The 19,103-nt window shown below is 40.4% G+C and carries 14 protein-coding genes, 1 tRNA gene and 4 pseudogenes; 16 read left to right on the top strand and 3 right to left on the bottom strand.

The features are described from left to right. The 6 genes and pseudogenes from Hs30E_RS11560 to Hs30E_RS07390 form a co-directional block, all read left to right on the top strand. Positions 1–117: pseudogene (locus Hs30E_RS11560) on the top strand (Ig-like domain-containing protein); the annotation flags it as partial. A 6-nt stretch (positions 118–123) separates the two neighbouring features. Then, positions 124–3,819, top strand: coding sequence for an Ig-like domain-containing protein (locus Hs30E_RS07410; RefSeq protein ID WP_267130238.1), 3,696 nt, complete (start codon positions 124–126; stop codon positions 3,817–3,819). 450 nt (positions 3,820–4,269) lie between these two features. Beyond that, positions 4,270–4,536, top strand: coding sequence for a phosphocarrier protein HPr (locus Hs30E_RS07405; protein ID WP_172209272.1), 267 nt, complete (start codon positions 4,270–4,272; stop codon positions 4,534–4,536). A gap of 2 nt (positions 4,537–4,538) precedes the next feature. Next, the gene (gene ptsP / locus Hs30E_RS07400; protein ID WP_172209270.1) at positions 4,539–6,266 is read left to right on the top strand and encodes a phosphoenolpyruvate--protein phosphotransferase; all 1,728 of its coding nucleotides are present in this window, start codon (positions 4,539–4,541) and stop codon (positions 6,264–6,266) included. Between the two features lie 71 nt (positions 6,267–6,337). Then, positions 6,338–6,700: pseudogene (locus Hs30E_RS07395) on the top strand (aspartate/glutamate racemase family protein); the annotation flags it as partial. A 237-nt stretch (positions 6,701–6,937) separates the two neighbouring features. Further along, on the top strand, positions 6,938–7,243 hold the full coding sequence (locus tag Hs30E_RS07390; protein ID WP_172209268.1) for an aspartate/glutamate racemase family protein: 306 nt from the start codon (positions 6,938–6,940) through the stop codon (positions 7,241–7,243). A 40-nt stretch (positions 7,244–7,283) separates the two neighbouring features. On the opposite strand, the gene Hs30E_RS07385 is transcribed toward Hs30E_RS07390, so the two are convergent. After that, positions 7,284–7,366: transfer RNA gene (locus Hs30E_RS07385), tRNA-Leu, on the bottom strand. A gap of 172 nt (positions 7,367–7,538) precedes the next feature. Here Hs30E_RS07385 and Hs30E_RS07380 point away from each other — a divergent pair. The 5 genes and pseudogenes from Hs30E_RS07380 (at position 7,539) to ilvD (ending at position 13,008) form a co-directional block, all read left to right on the top strand. Continuing rightward, positions 7,539–8,273 carry a DeoR/GlpR family DNA-binding transcription regulator gene (locus Hs30E_RS07380; protein ID WP_172209266.1) on the top strand — a complete coding sequence of 245 codons (735 nt, stop codon included), beginning with the start codon at positions 7,539–7,541 and terminating at the stop codon, positions 8,271–8,273. Then, on the top strand, positions 8,239–9,150 hold the full coding sequence (gene pfkB / locus Hs30E_RS07375; RefSeq protein WP_172209264.1) for a 1-phosphofructokinase: 912 nt from the start codon (positions 8,239–8,241) through the stop codon (positions 9,148–9,150). The genes Hs30E_RS07380 and pfkB overlap by 35 nt, the downstream gene beginning before the upstream one ends. A gap of 15 nt (positions 9,151–9,165) precedes the next feature. Continuing rightward, positions 9,166–9,546, top strand: a pseudogene (locus tag Hs30E_RS11555) (fructose PTS transporter subunit IIA); the annotation flags it as partial. 108 nt (positions 9,547–9,654) lie between these two features. Beyond that, positions 9,655–11,112 (top strand): annotated as a pseudogene (locus Hs30E_RS07370) (PTS fructose transporter subunit IIC); the annotation flags it as partial. Between the two features lie 189 nt (positions 11,113–11,301). Further along, complete coding sequence (gene ilvD / locus Hs30E_RS07365; protein WP_172209260.1) at positions 11,302–13,008, top strand: dihydroxy-acid dehydratase; 1,707 nt, start codon at positions 11,302–11,304, stop codon at positions 13,006–13,008. A gap of 20 nt (positions 13,009–13,028) precedes the next feature. On the opposite strand, the gene Hs30E_RS07360 is transcribed toward ilvD, so the two are convergent. Further along, positions 13,029–13,958: a glycosyltransferase family 2 protein gene (locus Hs30E_RS07360; RefSeq protein ID WP_172209258.1), complete on the bottom strand. Its 930-nt coding sequence runs from the start codon at positions 13,956–13,958 to the stop codon at positions 13,029–13,031. A gap of 121 nt (positions 13,959–14,079) precedes the next feature. Here Hs30E_RS07360 and Hs30E_RS07355 point away from each other — a divergent pair, with 121 nt between their 5' ends. The 5 genes from Hs30E_RS07355 (at position 14,080) to ilvA (ending at position 18,786) form a co-directional block, all read left to right on the top strand. Then, positions 14,080–15,783 carry an acetolactate synthase large subunit gene (locus tag Hs30E_RS07355; RefSeq protein WP_172209256.1) on the top strand — a complete coding sequence of 568 codons (1,704 nt, stop codon included), beginning with the start codon at positions 14,080–14,082 and terminating at the stop codon, positions 15,781–15,783. After that, entirely contained in the window at positions 15,776–16,252 is a 477-nt protein-coding gene (ilvN, locus tag Hs30E_RS07350; RefSeq protein WP_172209254.1) for an acetolactate synthase small subunit, read from the top strand. Before Hs30E_RS07355 ends, ilvN begins: the two co-directional genes overlap by 8 nt. 95 nt (positions 16,253–16,347) lie before the next feature. Further along, positions 16,348–17,370 carry a ketol-acid reductoisomerase gene (gene ilvC / locus Hs30E_RS07345; RefSeq protein ID WP_172209252.1) on the top strand — a complete coding sequence of 341 codons (1,023 nt, stop codon included), beginning with the start codon at positions 16,348–16,350 and terminating at the stop codon, positions 17,368–17,370. A 53-nt stretch (positions 17,371–17,423) separates the two neighbouring features. Continuing rightward, positions 17,424–17,570, top strand: coding sequence for a hypothetical protein (locus Hs30E_RS07340; RefSeq protein ID WP_172209250.1), 147 nt, complete (start codon positions 17,424–17,426; stop codon positions 17,568–17,570). Further along, positions 17,536–18,786 (top strand): threonine ammonia-lyase IlvA, encoded by a 1,251-nt coding sequence (ilvA, locus tag Hs30E_RS07335; protein WP_172209248.1) that lies wholly within the window; start codon positions 17,536–17,538, stop codon positions 18,784–18,786. Before Hs30E_RS07340 ends, ilvA begins: the two co-directional genes overlap by 35 nt. Before the next feature lie 34 nt (positions 18,787–18,820). Here ilvA and Hs30E_RS07330 read toward each other — a convergent pair. Continuing rightward, a partial coding sequence (locus Hs30E_RS07330; RefSeq protein WP_228462018.1) for a hypothetical protein occupies positions 18,821–19,103 on the bottom strand: 283 nt, incomplete at its 5' end.

Here is a 19,103-nt window from a genome sequence, read left to right as displayed (position 1 = left end):
AATGCCAATCTTTCGGCTACGACATGGGAAACGAGTGATAATACTATCGCGACAGTCTCAAATACAGGTCAAATTACAGCTAAAAAAGTTGGTACTGTAAAAATTAGAAGTAAAGTGACAGACGTGGTAGGAAAAGTCGTCTACTCGCCGTGGGTTAGTTTAAAAATTAGTTACGTTGCCATTCAATCAAGTGCGGTAACTTTGCCAGCTAGTCAAATCTTGCCAAATGCTACGCTTCAAGCTAAATTGGCTAATACGCCAAGCAATGCCAATCTTTCGGCTACGACATGGGAAACGAGTGATAATACTATCGCGACAGTCTCAAATACAGGTCAAATTACAGCTAAAAAAGTTGGTACTGTAAAAATTAGAAGTAAAGTGACAGACGTGGTAGGAAAAGTCGTCTACTCGCCGTGGGTTAGTTTAAAAATTAGTTACGTTGCCATTCAATCAAGTGCGGTAACTTTGCCAGCTAGTCAAATCTTGCCAAATGCTACGCTTCAAGCTAAATTGGCTAATACGCCAAGCAATGCCAATCTTTCGGCTACGACATGGGAAACGAGTGACAGTACAATTGCGACAGTTTCAAATACAGGTTTGATAACTGCTAAAAAATCAGGTGCTGTAAAAATTAGAAGTAAAGTAACAGATGTCGGAGGAAAGATAGCTTATTCAGCATGGGTTGCTCTTAAAATTTCCTATATCTCTATCCAATCTAGTACAGTGACTTTACCAACTAATCAACTTTTGCTGAATGCTACACTCCAAGCAAAGGTTACTAATACGCCAAATAACGCTAATCTTTCAGCTACGACATGGGAAATAAGTGACAGTACAATCGCGACAGTCTCAAGTACAGGCTTGATAACGGCTAAAAAAGCAGGTGTTGTAAGTGTCAGGAGTAAAGTTACAGATAAAAATGGGAAAATAGTTTATTCAGCTTGGACTGCTCTTACAGTAAAAAATAACAGTATAGTAAAAACTGAACAATATACTAATGTAACGAGAACTGGTTATAAATTTTATGCGATTGACCAAGATGCTAGAAATGATAAATTGCTAGCTGATGATTTATCTCCTAATAATTCATCTTTGTTGGCAAAAAAATACCATGGTGTTGTTGTCCAAGCGGATAAAGAAGGAAAAGCTCTTGATGGTAATACTTATGTACACATTAAAGTTAGTAATGTTTGGAAGTGGATTCTGAAAGCTGGGTTGAGTAATCATAACCCGTTGACTGGTTCTGATAAGTATCAAACAAATAATTTTAATAAATCAGGGCAAATAGTTTTTAAAATTCAAAATACTAAATTTTCAGCCAATATCAGAGAGGCAGTAAAGCACTGGAATACTCTTTTAGGAGAAACGGTTTTGATTGAAGCTTCTAAAACAACGAAAGAGAGTGAAATCAATTTAGTATTTAATGATTACTATGAAGAATCAGGGATACTGGGCTCAAGAGGCTCTTACGGATTTATAAAATTAAATACATTTAACCTTGGAACTAAATATTCTGGAAATAAAATCACAAACGTAACCGAACATGAAATTGGACATGCTCTCGGTATTCAACACACAGGAGAGTTTATAAAAAATCCTAAAGTTGTCACTGATATAGCATTATGGTCGTGGTCAGATTATAAAGATGTGATGTGGTCAAGTAATTTGAGTAATTTTCAAGAAGCTCAATCTATTATTACGCCTAATGATGTAAATACAGTTAAGTTAGTTAGAGCTGTAAAAGATTTTAGAGATACTCATCCTATGCTAGATTCTGATTCTGAAATTCCACAAGAATGGGATGATGATGCGGCTAGTAGTCATAAAAGCAAACTCAAACAGGAGTGGGATGACGAAGGTACTAATATGGACGGAAAACTCGAACAGGAGTGGGATGACGAAGGTACTGATATGGACGGAAAACTTGAACAAGAGTGGGATGATAACGATGTGCTTCCGCAATATTTTGATGGTTCTTTGCGCTATGTTACTGAACAAGGGAAAATCTTAAAAAAAATCCCTCTATCGGCAAAAGACTTGACAACAACAAGTACATATTATCCTATTGATGATGTAATTGGAACAACTATAAAACCTGACATTGTTGTTAATAATTTGCCAAAAGGTTATGTATCTGGTTATTTATACGAGGGAAATGTCATTGAATCTGTTGAGCCACCCCAAGAAATTGCTGGGGGAGATTTTGAGATAATTGTTTATTCAACCTCCAAAGTTAAAAAAGTTAAATCTTTGCGTTATATTACTGAAGAAGGCAAATTCTTAAAAGAAGTTGACATATCAGGAAATGATTTAATGACGACAACGTTTGAAGGCGAATTGTTATTAACTGTAAAACCTGAAACGACTACGAAAAATCTTCCCAAAGGTTATACACAAGAACATTTAAAAAATGGCGTGTTAATCAAATATTATAAACGGGCTGTGGAAACAAGCGCTGATAGTGGTATTTTTGAGTTGATTGTTTATCTAGCTTCTGCTGATAAAACCAACGTCACCTATGATAACACAACTGATTTTGGAGCAAAATTAATTTCACTTGGTGATAAAGTTGAGCTTGGAACGAAAGTTTATCAACTAGCAGGTTCTATGACCGACTCTTTTCCATTAGACGTTAAAATTTCAAAAGTAACGGATGATAACTATAATAAAATTTTCACTGAGGATATGATAGGGTTAATGGATGTTTATCCTTATAATGTCGCAGTCTATACAAAAAAAGGCTGGTACATGCTTCCGACAACATGGCGGTCACCTGATTTGACAAAATTTGTCGCAAGTGGCAATCCTAACGATATAAAAGTTGATGTAAAAGGTAAGCCTTTAATAGTAGGAGAGTACTCTGATGGCTCATCTTTTCAAGAACTTCCTTACGATGCAAAGCTTAATCCTGCTAAGAAAATAAGTCTTGTCTATCCAACTAAAGCTCAAAAAGTCATTATCCGAGTATTTGATGCTTTTACGAGTAGTGATAATATAGAAGAAGCCATAGAACTTGAAAGAATTGAAAGTTCAGGTAAATCTAACACACCTATCAATTATGATTTATCAACGCTTGTGAAAAAGTATGAAACAAAGGGCTATTATATTTTTGATGTGATGACGTCATCAAATGATAAGCAATTTATTTCACAAGCTCTACCTAAAGTAGAAGAAAATAAACAGGTAAATTTGATTATTTCGGATAGCTATGATAGCGATGACAATAAAACTCAATATTATAATATTGTTTTAAATCATCAAATAAGTGAAAATAAAACTGATGTTTCAAGAACGATTCACTACGTTTATGAAGACGGTACGACAGCTTTACCCGATGATGTTGATAGCCTAGCCTTGGTAGTGAGTTATCATGATTTAGTAACTAAATCTGATTTTACATTTGATATGTCAGCTGAAGTGTTAGGGACTTTTTCTGATAAAAAAACTCCTGCCATTGAAGGTTATTCGGCAAGTGAAGCAGTTGTGAAAGGGGAGGAAGTTACTTTATTTGACAAAGAAAAAGAATGGGTCAGCACGGTTATTTATAAAAAAGATACGCCTATAATTTCTGCTGAAACAGCGGAAGAAGAAACTTCCCCACTTTCTGAAAATAGTGATAAATTTGTTAATCAAAAGAAAGATGATTCAATAACAGAAACGATTGATAAAACTAAGAAGTCACAAAATTTGGCTGCGGATACAAAAAAACAATTGCCAAATACAAATATAAAACAAAATTTAGGTTTATTGATTTTAGGAAGTACTTGTATGACAATTTTTAGTCATTTAGTCGTAAAAAAGAAAAATAAAATAATTTAAATTGTGATAATAGACTTTCTATTCCTAAGTGTAGAAAGTCTATTTTTGTTTTATTGTTAAATTCTAACAAAATGTACCAAATTAATTATAATAGTTTTAAAACGTTTACAAATTTTACACCACCCAATGTCTGAGCGCATTAAAAAGTTTGCGCAAGTCAAGTGTGATTGATAGTCCAAAAACAGTCTTGCGTTACATGGAAATGACGGCTGCTACCACGATTTGTGAGTGGTATAGAACAGTTAAGAAATAAATATGACGTAATTATTGCAAACCCTTTCATTTTGTGATAGAATAATCATGTAATGGTTTTATTTTATACGCAACTAACCTAATAAAAGCGATACAAATATTTTGAGCTAATTTGTCAATAATTTGTGTTGGTTTTAAAAGTTGGTTAAGTCTATCTAAAATCAATAAAAATAGTTTTAAACTAAGGAGAATCCAATCATGGCATCTAAAGACTTTCACATCGTAGCTGAAACAGGCATCCACGCACGTCCTGCGACTTTGCTTGTTCAAGCTGCATCAAAATTCACTTCTGACATCAACCTTGAGTACAAAGGTAAATCAGTCAACTTGAAATCAATCATGGGTGTTATGTCACTCGGTGTTGGTCAAGGTGCTGACGTTACTATCTCTGCTGACGGTGCTGATGCTGACGATGCGATCGCAGCAATCACTGAAACAATGACTAAAGAAGGATTGGCTGGTTAATCATGACAGAAAAGCTTACAGGTATTGCCGCATCTAGCGGTGTCGCAGTTGCCAAAGCTTATCTGCTGGTTCAACCGGATTTGTCATTTGAGACAGTTACTGTCGACAATATTGACAACGAAGAGGCTCGCCTAGATGTTGCTTTAGAAGCAAGCATTGGCGAGCTTAACGTTATCCGTGAAAAAGCCGTAGATAGTCTTGGTGAAGAGGCCGCAGCTGTTTTTGATGCGCATCTCATGGTTCTTGCTGACCCAGAAATGATTGGTCAAATCAAGGAAACAATCAAGGCCAAGAAAACAAATGCTGAGGCTGCCCTCAAAGAAGTGACAGATATGTTTATCGCTATTTTTGAAGGCATGGAAGACAATCCTTACATGCAGGAGCGTGCAGCGGACATCAAAGATGTGACAAAACGTGTTCTCGCACATTTGCTTGGTAAGAAATTGCCAAGTCCTGCGACCATTGACGAAGAAGTTATCGTTGTGGCGCACGACTTGACACCGTCTGATACAGCGCAACTTGACAAGAAATTTGTCAAAGCCTTTATCACAAATATCGGTGGACGGACAAGTCACTCTGCAATTATGGCGCGGACACTTGAAATTCCTGCAGTTCTTGGGACAAATAACATCACAACGCTTGTGACAGACGGTCAAGTATTGGCTGTTAATGGTATCACAGGTGAAGTCATTATTGACCCAACAGAAACTGAGCAAGCTGAATTTATCGCTGCTGGTAAGGCTTATGCGGATCAAAAAGCAGAGTGGGCATTGCTCAAAGATGCTGAAACAGTGACTGCTGACGGTAAACATTTTGAGTTAGCTGCGAATATCGGTACACCTAAAGATGTTGTTGGTGTCAATGACAATGGTGGCGAGGCGATTGGTCTTTATCGGACTGAATTTCTTTACATGGATTCGCAAGATTTCCCAACTGAAGATGAACAGTATGAGGCTTATAAAGCTGTGCTTGAAGGCATGAATGGTAAGCCAGTTGTTGTTCGGACTATGGATATCGGTGGCGACAAGGAACTCCCTTATTTCGATTTACCAAAAGAAATGAACCCATTCCTTGGTTACCGTGCGTTGCGTATCAGCTTGTCTGCTGGTGGCGATGCCATGTTCCGGACACAGCTCCGTGCGCTTTTGCGTTCGTCTGTTCATGGTAAACTGCGCATTATGTTCCCAATGGTCGCACTTGTGACGGAATTCCGTGCAGCTAAAAAACTTTTTGACGAAGAAAAAGCTAATTTGCTTGCTGAAGGTGTTGCAGTTGCTGATGATATTCAAGTGGGTATCATGATTGAAATCCCAGCAGCAGCAATGCTTGCGGATCAATTTGCCAAAGAAGTAGACTTCTTCTCAATCGGTACAAACGACTTGATTCAATATACAATGGCGGCTGACCGTATGAACGAACAAGTTTCTTACCTCTACCAACCTTATAACCCGTCAATTTTGCGCTTGATTAACAATGTTATCAAAGCAGCGCATGCTGAGGGCAAATGGGCTGGTATGTGTGGCGAGATGGCGGGCGACCAAACCGCTGTGCCACTCCTTATGGGTATGGGACTTGACGAATTTTCAATGAGCGCAACATCAATTCTTCAAACGCGTTCACTTATGAAACGTCTTGACACAGTGAAAATGGCTGAACTTGCTGACAAAGCACTCACAACTTGTGCAACAATGGAAGAAGTTGTTGCTTTGGTTGATGAGTATACTAAATAAAAATTTGAAATTAAAAAGAGAATTGCTAGTCGTAAACATGACTTGGCAATTCTTTTTTTGAAAGGTAGCATATAAAAACAATTGGTTTGTTAGGTGGTATGAGTTGGGAGAGTAGCGTTGATTATTATAAAATCATTAATCAAGTGGTAAAATCGCAGCTTGGTGGTCTGCATTCGGCAAAAATTGTGCTGTATAGCGTTGATTTTGCTGAGATTGAGGCTAGAAGTGTTGAGATTTTGAGTAAGGCGGCACAAAGTTTAGAGCGTGCGGATGCTGATTTTATCGGCATTTGCACCAATACCATGCACAAGGTGGCGACTGAGATTCAAAGTTGTGTGACGATTCCGATTGTTCATATTGCTGATACAACCGCGGATAACTTGCTTGCCCAAGGTATGACGGGGGTTGGGCTGACTGGCACGCGTTATATACTCATTTAACTATAAAAAGATTACGCTTTCGACTAGAACCACCACTTCGTCGTTGACAAGTCTCACCGTACACCTGTACGCCTTTACCTTGTCGCCTATGGCTTTGAAGTAGCTACTTTAGTGGCTTACGTAAAAGCTATGGACAACGTGGCTTAGCGGTTTTACCGCTTAGCCGTTGGCTAGAATTGACGAATCTAGTTCAAAAGCTTTGTAACCTTTTTATAGTTAAACAAGTATACAATGGAACAGGATTTTTACAAGGAAAGACTGATTGCGCGTGGGATTGAGGTTGTGATTCCTGAAAATGAACAGCGTGAGTTGATTAATTCGGTTATATTTGACGAGCTATGTTTGGGAGAAATTCGTCCAGAGTCTCAGCAACAGTTTTTGAAAATTTTTTCCGATTTGTATGATGTTGGGACGCAAGGTGTGATTTTGGGCTGCACCGAGATTGGTATGTTGGTCAAGCAAACAGAGACGACAATTCCGCTTTTTGATACGACTGAAATTCATGCAAAAGCCTTGGCGTTGCTAGCGATTGTATAATAAAAAACACGAAAATTTGCTGATTTTCGTGTTTTTATTATGCGGAGAAAGGGATTTGAACCCTCACACCCATACGGATACATGCACCTGAAGCATGCGCGTCTGCCATTCCGCCACCTCCGCTTACCTATTCTATTATATCAAAAATATTGAAAATGTGCGAGGGGAAAATGTTGACCAAGTTTCTTTTAAATGATAGTTTTTGATTGAAAAATAAATATTTTGAAAGAAATTGCTTGAAAATAATAGAAAATGATGTATAATGAAACTATAACATTTACAAGTGGAGGCTGAAATGCTCAAAAATGAAAGAAAACAAAAAATTTTAGCACTCGTAGAACAAGCTGGCTATGTCACTTTGGAAACCTTGTCACAAATGCTAGATAGCAGTGAATCAACGATTAGACGAGATTTGACAGAACTTGATGAAAGTGGCAAACTCAAACGTGTTCACGGTGGTGCGGAGCGTTTGACGACTTTGTTGCACGAGGAAAATGTTGCTGAAAAATCTGTCAAAAACGTGCAAGAAAAACGTCAGATTGCTCAAAAAGCTGTCAGTAAATTGACTAATGGTGATGTTATCTTTATGGATGCGGGGACGACTGTTGCCATGATGACGGAATTTTTGTCAAAATTTGATAAAATTACGGTTGTGACCAATTCGGTCCATACGGCGGCGATTTTGCTGGATAAGCAGATTAAAACGATTATCATCGGTGGGGCGATTAAGCCCGAAACAGATGCGGTTATTGGCAATTTTGCTGTTCAGCAACTGATGAGTTTTAATTTTAACAAAGCTTTTGTCGGTGCAAACGGCATTTCCCGCAATGGTGGTGTGACGACACCAGATGATGAGGAGGCAACGATTAAACGCTTGGTTTTACGACAAGCAAAGGAAAAGTTTATCTTAGCTGACAAATCAAAACTAGGAAAAACTTATTTCGCAAAAATTGCGGCATTTGACGATAGCATCGAAATTATAACGGAGGAAATTGATGATTTACACAGTCACACTCAATCCGTCCATTGATTTTTTGGTCAGATTGCCAGAGTTCAAAGTCGGCGCAGTCAACCGAATGACGCATGATGATAAATTCCCAGGCGGCAAGGGAATCAATGTTTCGCGGGTTCTCGCAAGGCTTGATAGTCAGTCAACGGCGCTCGGATTTTTAGGAGGTTTCACGGGAAACTTTATTAAAGAAAGATTAGAAAGCGAGGCTATCGCAACTGATTTTGTTAAAATTTCGGCTGATACACGCATAAACGTCAAAATCAAGTCGGACAAGGAAAGTGAAATCAATGGTGCTGGTCCCAAAGTCTCGGCTGAGGAACGTGCAGCGTTTTTTGAAAAACTTGTTGTTTTGTTACCATCAGATATTGTCGTTTTAGCTGGTTCTGCACCTGCGAGTATCGGACAAGATTTCTATTTGGAAATTATCCAAAAAATCAAGGCGCAAGGTGCAGAATTTGTCATTGATATTGAGGGCGATGTTCTTGTCAAATCGCTTGCTTACCAACCGCTTGTTGTTAAGCCTAACAATCATGAACTCAGCGCAATTTATGGTGCAACTTTTGATTCAATTGCGGATTTGATGCCCTACGGACACAGATTGCTAGCTGACGGTGCGCAACATGCTATGATTTCTATGGCGGGTGACGGTGCGCTCTTATTTTCGGATGGCAAGACTTATTTTGCTCGGGCGATTAAAGGTATGGTAAAAAATTCTGTTGGTGCTGGGGATTCGATGATTGCAGGTTTTATTGGCGAGTTTGAAAAATCGCATGATGCGCGCAAGGCTTTCCGCCAAGGTGTTGCTTGTGGGACAGCGACCGCTTTTTCTGATGATTTGGCAACGGCTGATTTTATTCAAAAAATTGCTAATCAAGTGGTAATTGAAGAAATATAGGAAAAAGGAAAAGATATGAAAATTCAAGATTTATTGCAAAAAAATGCCATGATTCTCTCGCTCAAAGCGATTGACAAGGAAAGTGCGATTATTGAGATGGTGCAAAAATTGGTTGACACAGGCTATGTGACAGATTTTGACCAATTTAAAGCTGGGATTCTTGCGCGTGAAAATTTGACATCGACTGGTCTTGGTGCTGGGATTGCCATGCCTCATAGTAAAAATGCAGCAGTCAAAGCGCCTGTTGTGTTATTTGCTAAAAAAGAGGGCGGATTGGATTATGAGTCGCTTGATGGTCAGCCGGCTGATTTGTTTTTTATGATTGCGGCACCCGATGGGGCTAACGAGACACATCTGGCGGCACTTGCTGAGTTGTCTAAGTATCTCATGCGGGATGGTTTTGCGGACTCACTTCGCACGAAAACAACGGCTGATGAAGTGCTTGCGACATTTAATGCATTTGAAAATGAAGCAGTAGTCGAGGAAATCATCTCAAACAATGCGACTCAAGACTTTGTTGTTGCGGTAACGGCTTGTACGACAGGCATTGCCCACACCTACATGGCTGAGGAGGCGCTAAAAAAAGAAGCCAAGGCAATGGGTGTGGGCATCAAAGTCGAAACCAATGGGGCATCTGGCGTTGGCAACAAACTGACGGCTGACGACATCAAACGCGCTAAAGGCGTGATTATCGCAGCAGATAAGGCGGTGGAGATGACACGTTTTGACGGCAAACCTTTGATTTCAAAACCAGTCGCAGCGGGGATTCGCGAACCTAAAACCTTGCTAACTGAAGTGCTTTCTGGTAAGCTCCAAGCCTACAAAGCGACAGGAGAAATGAGCGTAGAATCTGACGAAAATCTCAGTCTTGGTAAGGCTTTCTACAAACATCTGATGAGTGGTGTGTCAAGCATGTTGCCATTTGTTATCGGTGGTGGGATTGCAATTGCCCTTGCTTTCCTCATTGACAATGCGCTAGGTGTGCCAAAAAATCAGCTTGGCAATCTTGGGAGTTACCATGAACTAGCTGCCATTTTCAAACAACTTGGTGGTGCGGCTTTTGGTTTCATGTTGCCGATTCTTGCGGGTTATATCGCCTACTCTATCGCTGAAAAGCCAGGACTTGTCGCTGGTTTCGTGGCAGGTAGCATTGCCTCAAGCGGTCTTGCTTTTGGTAAGGTGCCATTTGCTAGTGGTGGCGAAAAAACGTTGGCGCTTGCGGGTGTGCCGTCTGGTTTTCTCGGTGCGCTTGTCGGTGGTTTCCTTGCTGGTGGCGTGATGCTCGTTCTCAAAAAAGTTTTTGCCAATGTGCCACGTTCGCTAAATGGTATTGTCTCAATCTTGCTTTATCCCGTGTTTGGCGTCTTGATGACTGGTTTTCTCATGCTTTTTGTTAATATTCCAATGGCAGCAATCAATAATGGCTTGACTGATTTTCTCAATAGTCTTTCTGGTGCGAATGCCGTTTTGCTTGGCGCATTACTTGGTGGCATGATGGCGATTGATATGGGTGGCCCATTTAACAAAACAGCCTATGTTTTTGGGACGGGGACACTAGCTGCAACGGTTGCCACAGGTGGTTCAGTTGTCATGGCAGCTGTTATGGCAGGTGGTATGGTGCCACCGCTTGCTGTTTTTGTAGCGACACTCTTGTTCAAGAATAAATTTACCAAAGAAGAACAAAACTCGGGTTTGACCAATATCGTCATGGGGCTTTCTTTCATCACTGAGGGTGCAATTCCCTTTGGTGCTGCTGACCCAGCGCGGGCGATTCCGTCATTTATTGTCGGATCTGCTGTCACGGGTGGTCTTGTTGGTGCGTTGGGTATTAAGTTAATGGCGCCACATGGTGGGATTTTCGTGATTGCACTAACTTCTAGTCCGATGATGTATTTGGTCGCTGTGGCAGTTGGTTCACTTATCTCAGGTATTCTATTTGGTATTTTACGTAAGGAAAAATAAAAATTTATAAAACGTCGCTTGGCGTTTTTTGTTTACAATTGCCGATAAAATAATGATTTAGCCTTTATTTTTAGAATTTTGACAAATCATTTTTACATTTGCCGAAATTTTCAGACAATTTTCTTGACGAAATTTTGAAATATGATAAAATAGAAGATATAGAGATTTGTTTGAAAGAAGGAAAAATTTATGCGTAGTGATATGATTAAAGTTGGTGTAGATAAAGCCCCAGCTCGCGGGCTTTTATATGCGACTGGTCAAGTGAAATCGAGCCGTGATATGCAAAAACCGTTTATCGCCGTTTGTAATTCTTATATTGATATTGTGCCAGGGCATGTGCATTTGCGCGAACTAGCGGACATTGCTAAAGAGGCGATTCGTGAGGCGGGTGGGATTCCTTTTGAGTTCAACACGATTGGCGTGGATGATGGGATTGCCATGGGGCATATCGGTATGCGTTACAGTTTGCCGAGCCGTGAGCTGATTGCGGATTCGGCTGAAACGGTTATCAATGCCCATTGGTTTGACGGGGCTTTCTTCATTCCTAACTGTGATAAGATTACACCTGGGATGATTTTGGCGAGCTTGCGGACAAATGTGCCGTCCGTTTTCTGTTCGGGTGGTCCGATGAAGGCAGGGCTTGATATGGCGGGGCATCAAGCGACTTTGTCAAGTCTTTTTGAGGCTGTTGGCACTTATGAAAATGGTCAGATGACCAGCGAAGAACTTGATTATCTGGAAAAAAATGCGTGTCCGTCATGTGGCTCATGTGCGGGTATGTTTACCGCCAACTCGATGAACTCGCTCATGGAAGTGTTGGGACTTGCTTTACCTGGCAATGGGACAGCGCTTGCTGTTTCGGATGAACGTAAGGCCTTGATTAAAGCCGCAGCTAAGCACTTGATGTTTATGGTTGATAAACAAATCAAACCGCGTGATATTATCACAAAAGAAGCGATTGATGACGCTTTTGCGCTTGATATGGCAATGGGTGGCTCGACAAATACGGTACTTCATACACTTGCGATTGCAAATGAGGCAGGTATCAAGTATGACCTTGCTGCAATCAACGAGATTGCCAAGAAAACGCCATATCTCTCTAAAATAGCACCGTCATCTGTATATTCCATGCACGATGTTCATGAGGCGGGCGGCGTTTCAGCTATCATTAACCAACTTATCACTTGTGGTGCAATTAAAGGCGAGCGCATCACGGTTACAGGTAAAACACTCAAGGAAAATGTGGCAAATGCGAAGATTCTAAATGAGGAAGTGATTCATCCGTTATCGAATCCTTACTCGAAAACTGGCGGTCTGTCTGTCCTTTATGGCAATATCGCTCAAGACGGCTCGGTCATCAAAGTTGGTGGTGTTGACCCATCTGTCAAGGTTTTCACAGGTCAAGCAATTTGTTTCAACAGCCATGACGAGGCAGTTGCAGCGATTGATAATGGTACAGTTAAGGCGGGGCATGTTGTCGTTATTCGCTACGAAGGACCAAAAGGCGGACCAGGTATGCCAGAAATGCTAGAGCCGACAAGTAAAATCGTTGGTCGTGGTCTCGGAAAAGATGTTGCGCTGATTACAGATGGTCGTTTTTCAGGCGCAACACGCGGTATTGCAATCGGACATGTTTCACCTGAGGCAGCCGCTGGAGGTGCGATTGGGCGAATTAAAGACGGCGATGAAATCGTCATTGATTTGCCAAATCGTACAATCAATCTCAGTGTTTCTGACGAGGAACTCGAAGCACGCAAAGCAGACGTCCCTAAATTTGAGTCAAAAGTGAAAACAGGCTGGTTGGCACGTTACACAGCGCTAACAACTTCTGCAAACACAGGCGCAGTTTTATTAACACCCGAACAAATTCAGGAAATGATTGCCAATAATCAATAAATATGAAAAATCTCGAAAAATTAATCGAGATTTTTTTCTTTAATCACATAAACAGGGCGATGTTTGGTTTCCAAAAAGATTTTTCCGATATACTTCCCGATAATGCCTAGAGAAAAAAGTTGAATGCCGCCAATCAAAAGAAGCAGTACAATCAAAGTCGGGAAACCTTGTACTGGGTCGCCGAAAATTAAGGTTTTTATCATATAAAAAGCTGCGAGAATCAAGGAAATGATAAACGATACAAAGCCAGTTAGAGTCGCAAAATTCAAAGGTGCATCTGAAAAATTGACAATGCCATCAATCGAATAGCTAACCAATTGCCAAAAATGCCAAGAAGTTTTGCCAGCCTTGCGTTCAATATTTTCATAAGTTAGATAAGTTGTTTTAAAGCCAATCCAAGCAAAAAGTCCTTTGGAGAAACGATTAACTTCTGACAGTCGCAGGAGTTCGTCAACAACTTGCCGTGTCATCAGCCGAAAATCACGAGCACCACTGGGAATTTCAGTTCGAGAAAGTTTGTTAATCAGCCAATAAAAAGAACGTGAAAAAAGTGTCCGAATAATCGGTTCGCCTTGTCGAGAATTTCTGAGACAGCCAACGACATCAAAATTTTCACACACTATTTTTTGATACATTTGTCGCAATAATTGAGGTGGATCTTGCAAATCAGCATCCATTAAAGTCACAAAATCACCGTCAGAAAAAGTCAATCCTGCAAGAATTGCAGCTTCTTTGCCAAAATTTCTGGAAAATGACAAATAAAAAATATTGTCAAATTGCTGAGATAATTTTTTCATCACAACTAAAGTCTCGTCAGTTGAGCCATCATTGACAAGGATATATTTTTTAGTTAAAGGCAAATCTGCTGTCAGCCGATTGACTTCGCAAATAAAGTCATTCAGTGTTTTAGCCTCATTGAAACAAGGCACAATAATTGATAAAGTTTTCATTACTTAAATTATAGCAAAAACACTTGAAAAAAACCCTAAAAAGTGATAAAATGTTAAACATAATTCATAATTTTCAGAATTTTTGACATGTGAAAATCCTATCAGTAAGGAGAGATAAAATTTGAAACAAATAAAACTTGAGACAGCCAAAAGTGGCTCGCTTCTCGTGCTTGATACACTGAAAAAACTTGGCGTTGACACGATTTTCGGTTATCCGGGTGGCGCTGTTTTGCCCCTGTACGATGCTATTTTCAACTATGACGGCATTCAGCACATTCTCTCGCGCCACGAGCAAGGTGCGACCCATGAGGCTGAAGGCTATGCCAAGTCCTCAGGCAAGCTCGGTGTCGCTCTCGTGACCTCAGGTCCTGGTGCAACAAACGCGATTACAGGAATCGCCGATGCCAACTCTGATTCTGTACCTATGCTCGTTTTTACTGGACAAGTTGCAACCCCAGGTATCGGAAAAGATGCTTTTCAAGAGGCGGATATTATTGGTGTCACTATGCCGATTACCAAGTATAACTATCAGATTCGCGAAACTGAGGATATTCCGCGTGTGATTACCGAGGCAGTTCATATTGCAACGACAGGTCGTCCGGGACCAGTCGTTATTGACTTGCCGAAAAACATTGCCGCCCAAGAAGTTGAATTTATCAATGATACAACGATAAATATTCCCTCATACCAGCCAAATTTTGAGCCAAATGTGATGCAGCTAAAAAAAATTGTTGATTTACTTGCCAAGAAAAAACGTCCGCTGATTCTAGCAGGTGGTGGTGTCAACTATGCTGAGGCCAACGAAGAATTGGTTCAATTTGCTGAAAAATATCAAGTTCCAGTTGTTGCAAGTCTACTTGGGCTTGGTGCTATGCCAGTCGAAAATCCATTGTTTTTGGGTATGGCTGGTATGCACGGGACTTATGCAGCCAATATGGCGCTTGCAGAAACAGATTATTTGATTAACTTTGGCAGCCGTTTTGATGACCGTTTGGCTTCAAATCCGTCATTATTTTTGAAAAATGCAACTGTTGCTCATATTGATATTGACCCAGCTGAGATTGGCAAGATTGTCAAAACACATTTGCCAGTAGTTGGTGATGCCAAGCGCGCTTTGAACGCTCTGCTTGCAGTTGAACAACCGAAAACCAATTTTTCATCGTGGCTGTCTCAAGTTCAAGAAAATGCTCAAAAAGCGCCTTATAGCTACGAGCCAGAATCTGATGTCAACAAACCGCAAGAAGTTATCAAACTTATTGGCGAGCTGACTGACGGCGATGCCATTATTGTCACGGATGTTGGGCAACATCAGATGTGGGCGGCGCAATGGTATCCTTATAAAAATAGTCGCCAACTTGTCACGAGTGGTGGACTCGGCACCATGGGTTTTGGCATTCCCGCAGCGATTGGTGCGAAACTTGCCAATCCAGATAAAAATGTTATCGTCTTTGTTGGTGACGGTGGTTTTCAGATGACCAATCAAGAATTGGCGATTTTAAATGGTTATAATATTCCAATCAAAGTTGTCCTTTTCAATAATCATTCGCTAGGAATGGTGCGCCAATGGCAAGAGAAATTTTACGAAGAACGTCGCAGTCAATCGGTTTTTGACTTGGAACCAGATTTCCAACTTTTAGCTGAGGCTTACGGACTGAAACATGACAAATTCCTTGATCCAAAAACGATTGCCGAAGACTTAAAAGTTGTGACAGAAGATGTGCCAATGGTAATTGAGATTGGCATTTCCCAAAAAGAGCAAGTCTATCCAATGGTGCCAGCAGGTTGGCACAACGACGAAATGTTGGGGGTGAAATTCAATGCGTAGAATGCTAACAGCCAAACTCAATAATTCAACAGGTGTTTTAAACCGTTTTACAGGTGTTTTGTCACGCCGTCAAGTCAATATCGAAAGTATTTCTGTTGGTCATGCTGATTCGCCCAACATTTCGCGGATCACGATTATTATTGATGTAGAAAATATGGACGAAGTTGAGCAAATCATTAAACAGCTCAATCGTCAGATTGATGTTCTTCGTGTGCGTGATATTACAGATGTGCCTCACATTGAGCGAGAAGTGATTCTTGTCAAAGTTTCAGCTCCAGCTAATATCCGTGCGGAACTTTTCGCCATGATTCAACCTTTCCGTGCTAGTGTTGTTGACGTTGCACCGAAAACTGTGACCATTCAATTAACGGGGGGGTACGACAAAATTGAGGCGCTTTTGAGAGTTGTCAAGCCATATGGCATCAAGAATATTGCTCGTACAGGTGTCACAGGATTTACTCGCGACTAAAAGAGAGTTGAGAAAAGGAAAACTTTTCTCTTGACAAATTGTCTGAAAAATCGTACAATTAAATCATCATTTAAAATTTAGGAGAATATTAAACAATGGCAGTAACAATGTATTATGAAGATGACGTTAAAACACCAGCACTTGCTGGTAAGCAAATCGCAGTAGTTGGTTATGGCTCACAAGGTCATGCCCATGCCCAAAACTTGCGTGATTCTGGTGAAAACGTCATTATTGGCGTTCGTGCGGGAAAATCTTTCGATGCCGCTAAAGAAGACGGTTTCGACGTTTATCCAGTAGCTGAGGCAGTTGCAAAATCTGACATCGTTATGATTTTGGCACCAGACGAAATTCAAGCAGACCTTTACACAAAAGAGATTGCGCCTAACCTCAAAGACGGTGCAGCACTTGGGTTTGGTCATGGTTTTAACATCCACTTTGGCTACATTAAAGCGCCTGAAACAGTTGACGTGTTCATGCTTGCGCCTAAAGGACCAGGTCACTTGGTTCGTCGGACTTATACAGAAGGTTTTGGCGTACCCGCACTTTTTGCGGTTTACCAAGATGCGACTGGCAATGCGCGTGACATCGCAATGGACTGGGGTCGTGCAGCTGGCGGTGCTCGTGTCGGCATGCTTGAAACAACATTTAAAGAAGAAACTGAAGAAGATTTGTTCGGTGAGCAAGCGGTTCTTTGTGGTGGCACAACAGCCCTCATCGAAGCAGGCTTTGAAACCTTGACAGAGGCAGGTTATGCGCCAGAATTGGCATATTTTGAAGTCCTTCATGAATTGAAACTCATTGTTGACCTCTTATACGAGGGTGGCTTTAAGAAAATGCGTCAATCTATCTCAAACACAGCTGAATACGGCGATTATATTGCTGGACCACAAATCATCACAGCTGAAGTGAAAGCCAACATGAAGAAAGTCCTTAATGACATCCAATCTGGTGCATTTGCAAAAGATTTCGTAGACGATTATAAAGCTGGCAATCCTAAGATGAAAGCTTTCCGTGCAGCAGCAGCAGATCTTGAGATTGAAAAAGTTGGTGCTGAATTGCGTCAAGCGATGCCTTTCACACAAGCAAGTGACGATGCAGCTTTCAAGATTTATAACTAATTTGACTGGGAACTGTCAAACGAATAAACTTTTTTAGTTAATCAAGTTATAGTTTGCCTAAAAGAACAGCTTATTCATTTACAATTCCTAAGCCCAAGAAAATCACTGATTTTTGTGAGAAAGCTGAGATTATCTCAGCTTTTTCTAAGTTTTACGGAGAAGTTTATGGTCACTTATCAAGATATATTAACGGCAAATGATGTTTTAAAAGATGTCGTGATTCAAACACCCATGCGCCGTGATAGCTATTTGTCCGAAAAATATGGTGCAAATATCTATCTCAAACAGGAAAATGTTCAAAAAGTACGCTCATTCAAACTGCGTGGGGCATATTATGCGATAAAAAATTTGCCTCAGGAAAAACTAATCTGCGGTGTTGTCTGTGCAAGTGCGGGTAACCATGCCCAAGGTGTCGCCTATACTTGCAATGAATTGCAAATTCCTGCAACAATTTTCATGCCAACGACAACGCCACAGCAAAAAATCACACAAGTCAAATTTTTTGGTGGTAATTATGCTGAAATTGCCTTGGTTGGCGATACTTTTGACGAATCAGCCACAGCGGCGATGAATTTTGCCAAACGTGAAAACAAAACATTCATTGATCCTTTTGACAATCCAGATGTGATTGCTGGTCAAGGGACAGTCGCAGTTGAGATTTTCGATGAAGCAACAAGCAAAAATATCAAAATTGATAAAATTTTAGTTGCGGTTGGCGGTGGCGGTCTTGTTTCAGGTGTCTCACTTTATAGCAAGCATGCGAGCCCTGATACCGAGATTATCGGCGTTGAGGCAACAGGCGCCCGCTCCATGCAGGCGGCTTTTGACAATGGCGCACCAATTAAACTTGAAACTGTTGACAAATTTGCAGACGGTATCGCCGTTCAAAAAGTTGGTCAGTTGACTTATCAAATTGCTAAGGATAATGTTGCTAAACTTGTCAATACGGATGAAGGTCTGATTTCGAGTACAATTTTAGATCTCTACTCCAAACAAGGGATCGTAGCAGAGCCAGCAGGTGCAGCCAGCGTTGCCGCATTAAAACTTATCAAAAATGACATTAAAGGAAAAAATATCGTTTGTGTCATTTCAGGTGGCAATAATGACATCAATCGCATGCAAGAAATTGAAGAAAAAAGTCTGATATACGAAGGTCTCAAGCACTATTTCGTCGTCAATTTCCCGCAACGTCCGGGTGCCCTTCGAGAATTTGTCAATGAAATTATCAGCCCCCAAGATGACATCACAAGATTTGAATACATCAAACGTGCCAACAAAGGAACAGGACCAGTTTTGATAGGTATTCTCCTGTCAAATAAACACGATTATCCACAACTGATTGAACGTCTAGCAGAATTTGATAGCAAATTTATTGATTTAAAAGGACAAGAAAGTCTGTATAATCTACTTGTGTAAGCCGAAAATTGCCAGTGAGTAACTGGTGATTTTTTTACCAATACAAGTCAATATATTTAATAATTTTTTGCTTCAATCTAAACTTCTTGTTCCTATCTACTTTTTCTCCATTTTTTAAAGCATTGAAAGTTCTCATTTCTTCTGCAGTTAAAAAGTTCTTGATGTCCCTATAAAGCGCGTTGTATATAATATTTTCTTCAATAGTTTGAGTCTTGTCGGTCAATTCAAAGTCATTTGAAATAGGGATGTAGTCCAAACTGTCCCATTTCCTTTTCTCTGCCATCGTTTTTCTGTAGGTATCAATTAGAAAATGTGAG

This window comes from Pseudolactococcus hodotermopsidis, from assembly GCF_011170085.1.
Classification (GTDB): Bacteria; Bacillota; Bacilli; order Lactobacillales; family Streptococcaceae; genus Pseudolactococcus; species Pseudolactococcus hodotermopsidis.
This window is presented reverse-complemented; position numbering and strand designations above follow the sequence as displayed.

Coding starts and splice junctions, on each gene's coding strand:
- ilvN (WP_172209254.1), top strand. CDS start 15,776: ATGCGTAGAATGCTAACAGCCAAACTCAATAATTCAACAGGTGTTTTA.
- Hs30E_RS07360 (WP_172209258.1), bottom strand. CDS start 13,958: ATGAAAACTTTATCAATTATTGTGCCTTGTTTCAATGAGGCTAAAACA.
- pfkB (WP_172209264.1), top strand. CDS start 8,239: ATGATTTACACAGTCACACTCAATCCGTCCATTGATTTTTTGGTCAGA.
- Hs30E_RS07380 (WP_172209266.1), top strand. CDS start 7,539: ATGCTCAAAAATGAAAGAAAACAAAAAATTTTAGCACTCGTAGAACAA.
- ilvC (WP_172209252.1), top strand. CDS start 16,348: ATGGCAGTAACAATGTATTATGAAGATGACGTTAAAACACCAGCACTT.
- Hs30E_RS07390 (WP_172209268.1), top strand. CDS start 6,938: ATGGAACAGGATTTTTACAAGGAAAGACTGATTGCGCGTGGGATTGAG.
- ilvA (WP_172209248.1), top strand. CDS start 17,536: ATGGTCACTTATCAAGATATATTAACGGCAAATGATGTTTTAAAAGAT.
- ilvD (WP_172209260.1), top strand. CDS start 11,302: ATGCGTAGTGATATGATTAAAGTTGGTGTAGATAAAGCCCCAGCTCGC.
- Hs30E_RS07405 (WP_172209272.1), top strand. CDS start 4,270: ATGGCATCTAAAGACTTTCACATCGTAGCTGAAACAGGCATCCACGCA.
- ptsP (WP_172209270.1), top strand. CDS start 4,539: ATGACAGAAAAGCTTACAGGTATTGCCGCATCTAGCGGTGTCGCAGTT.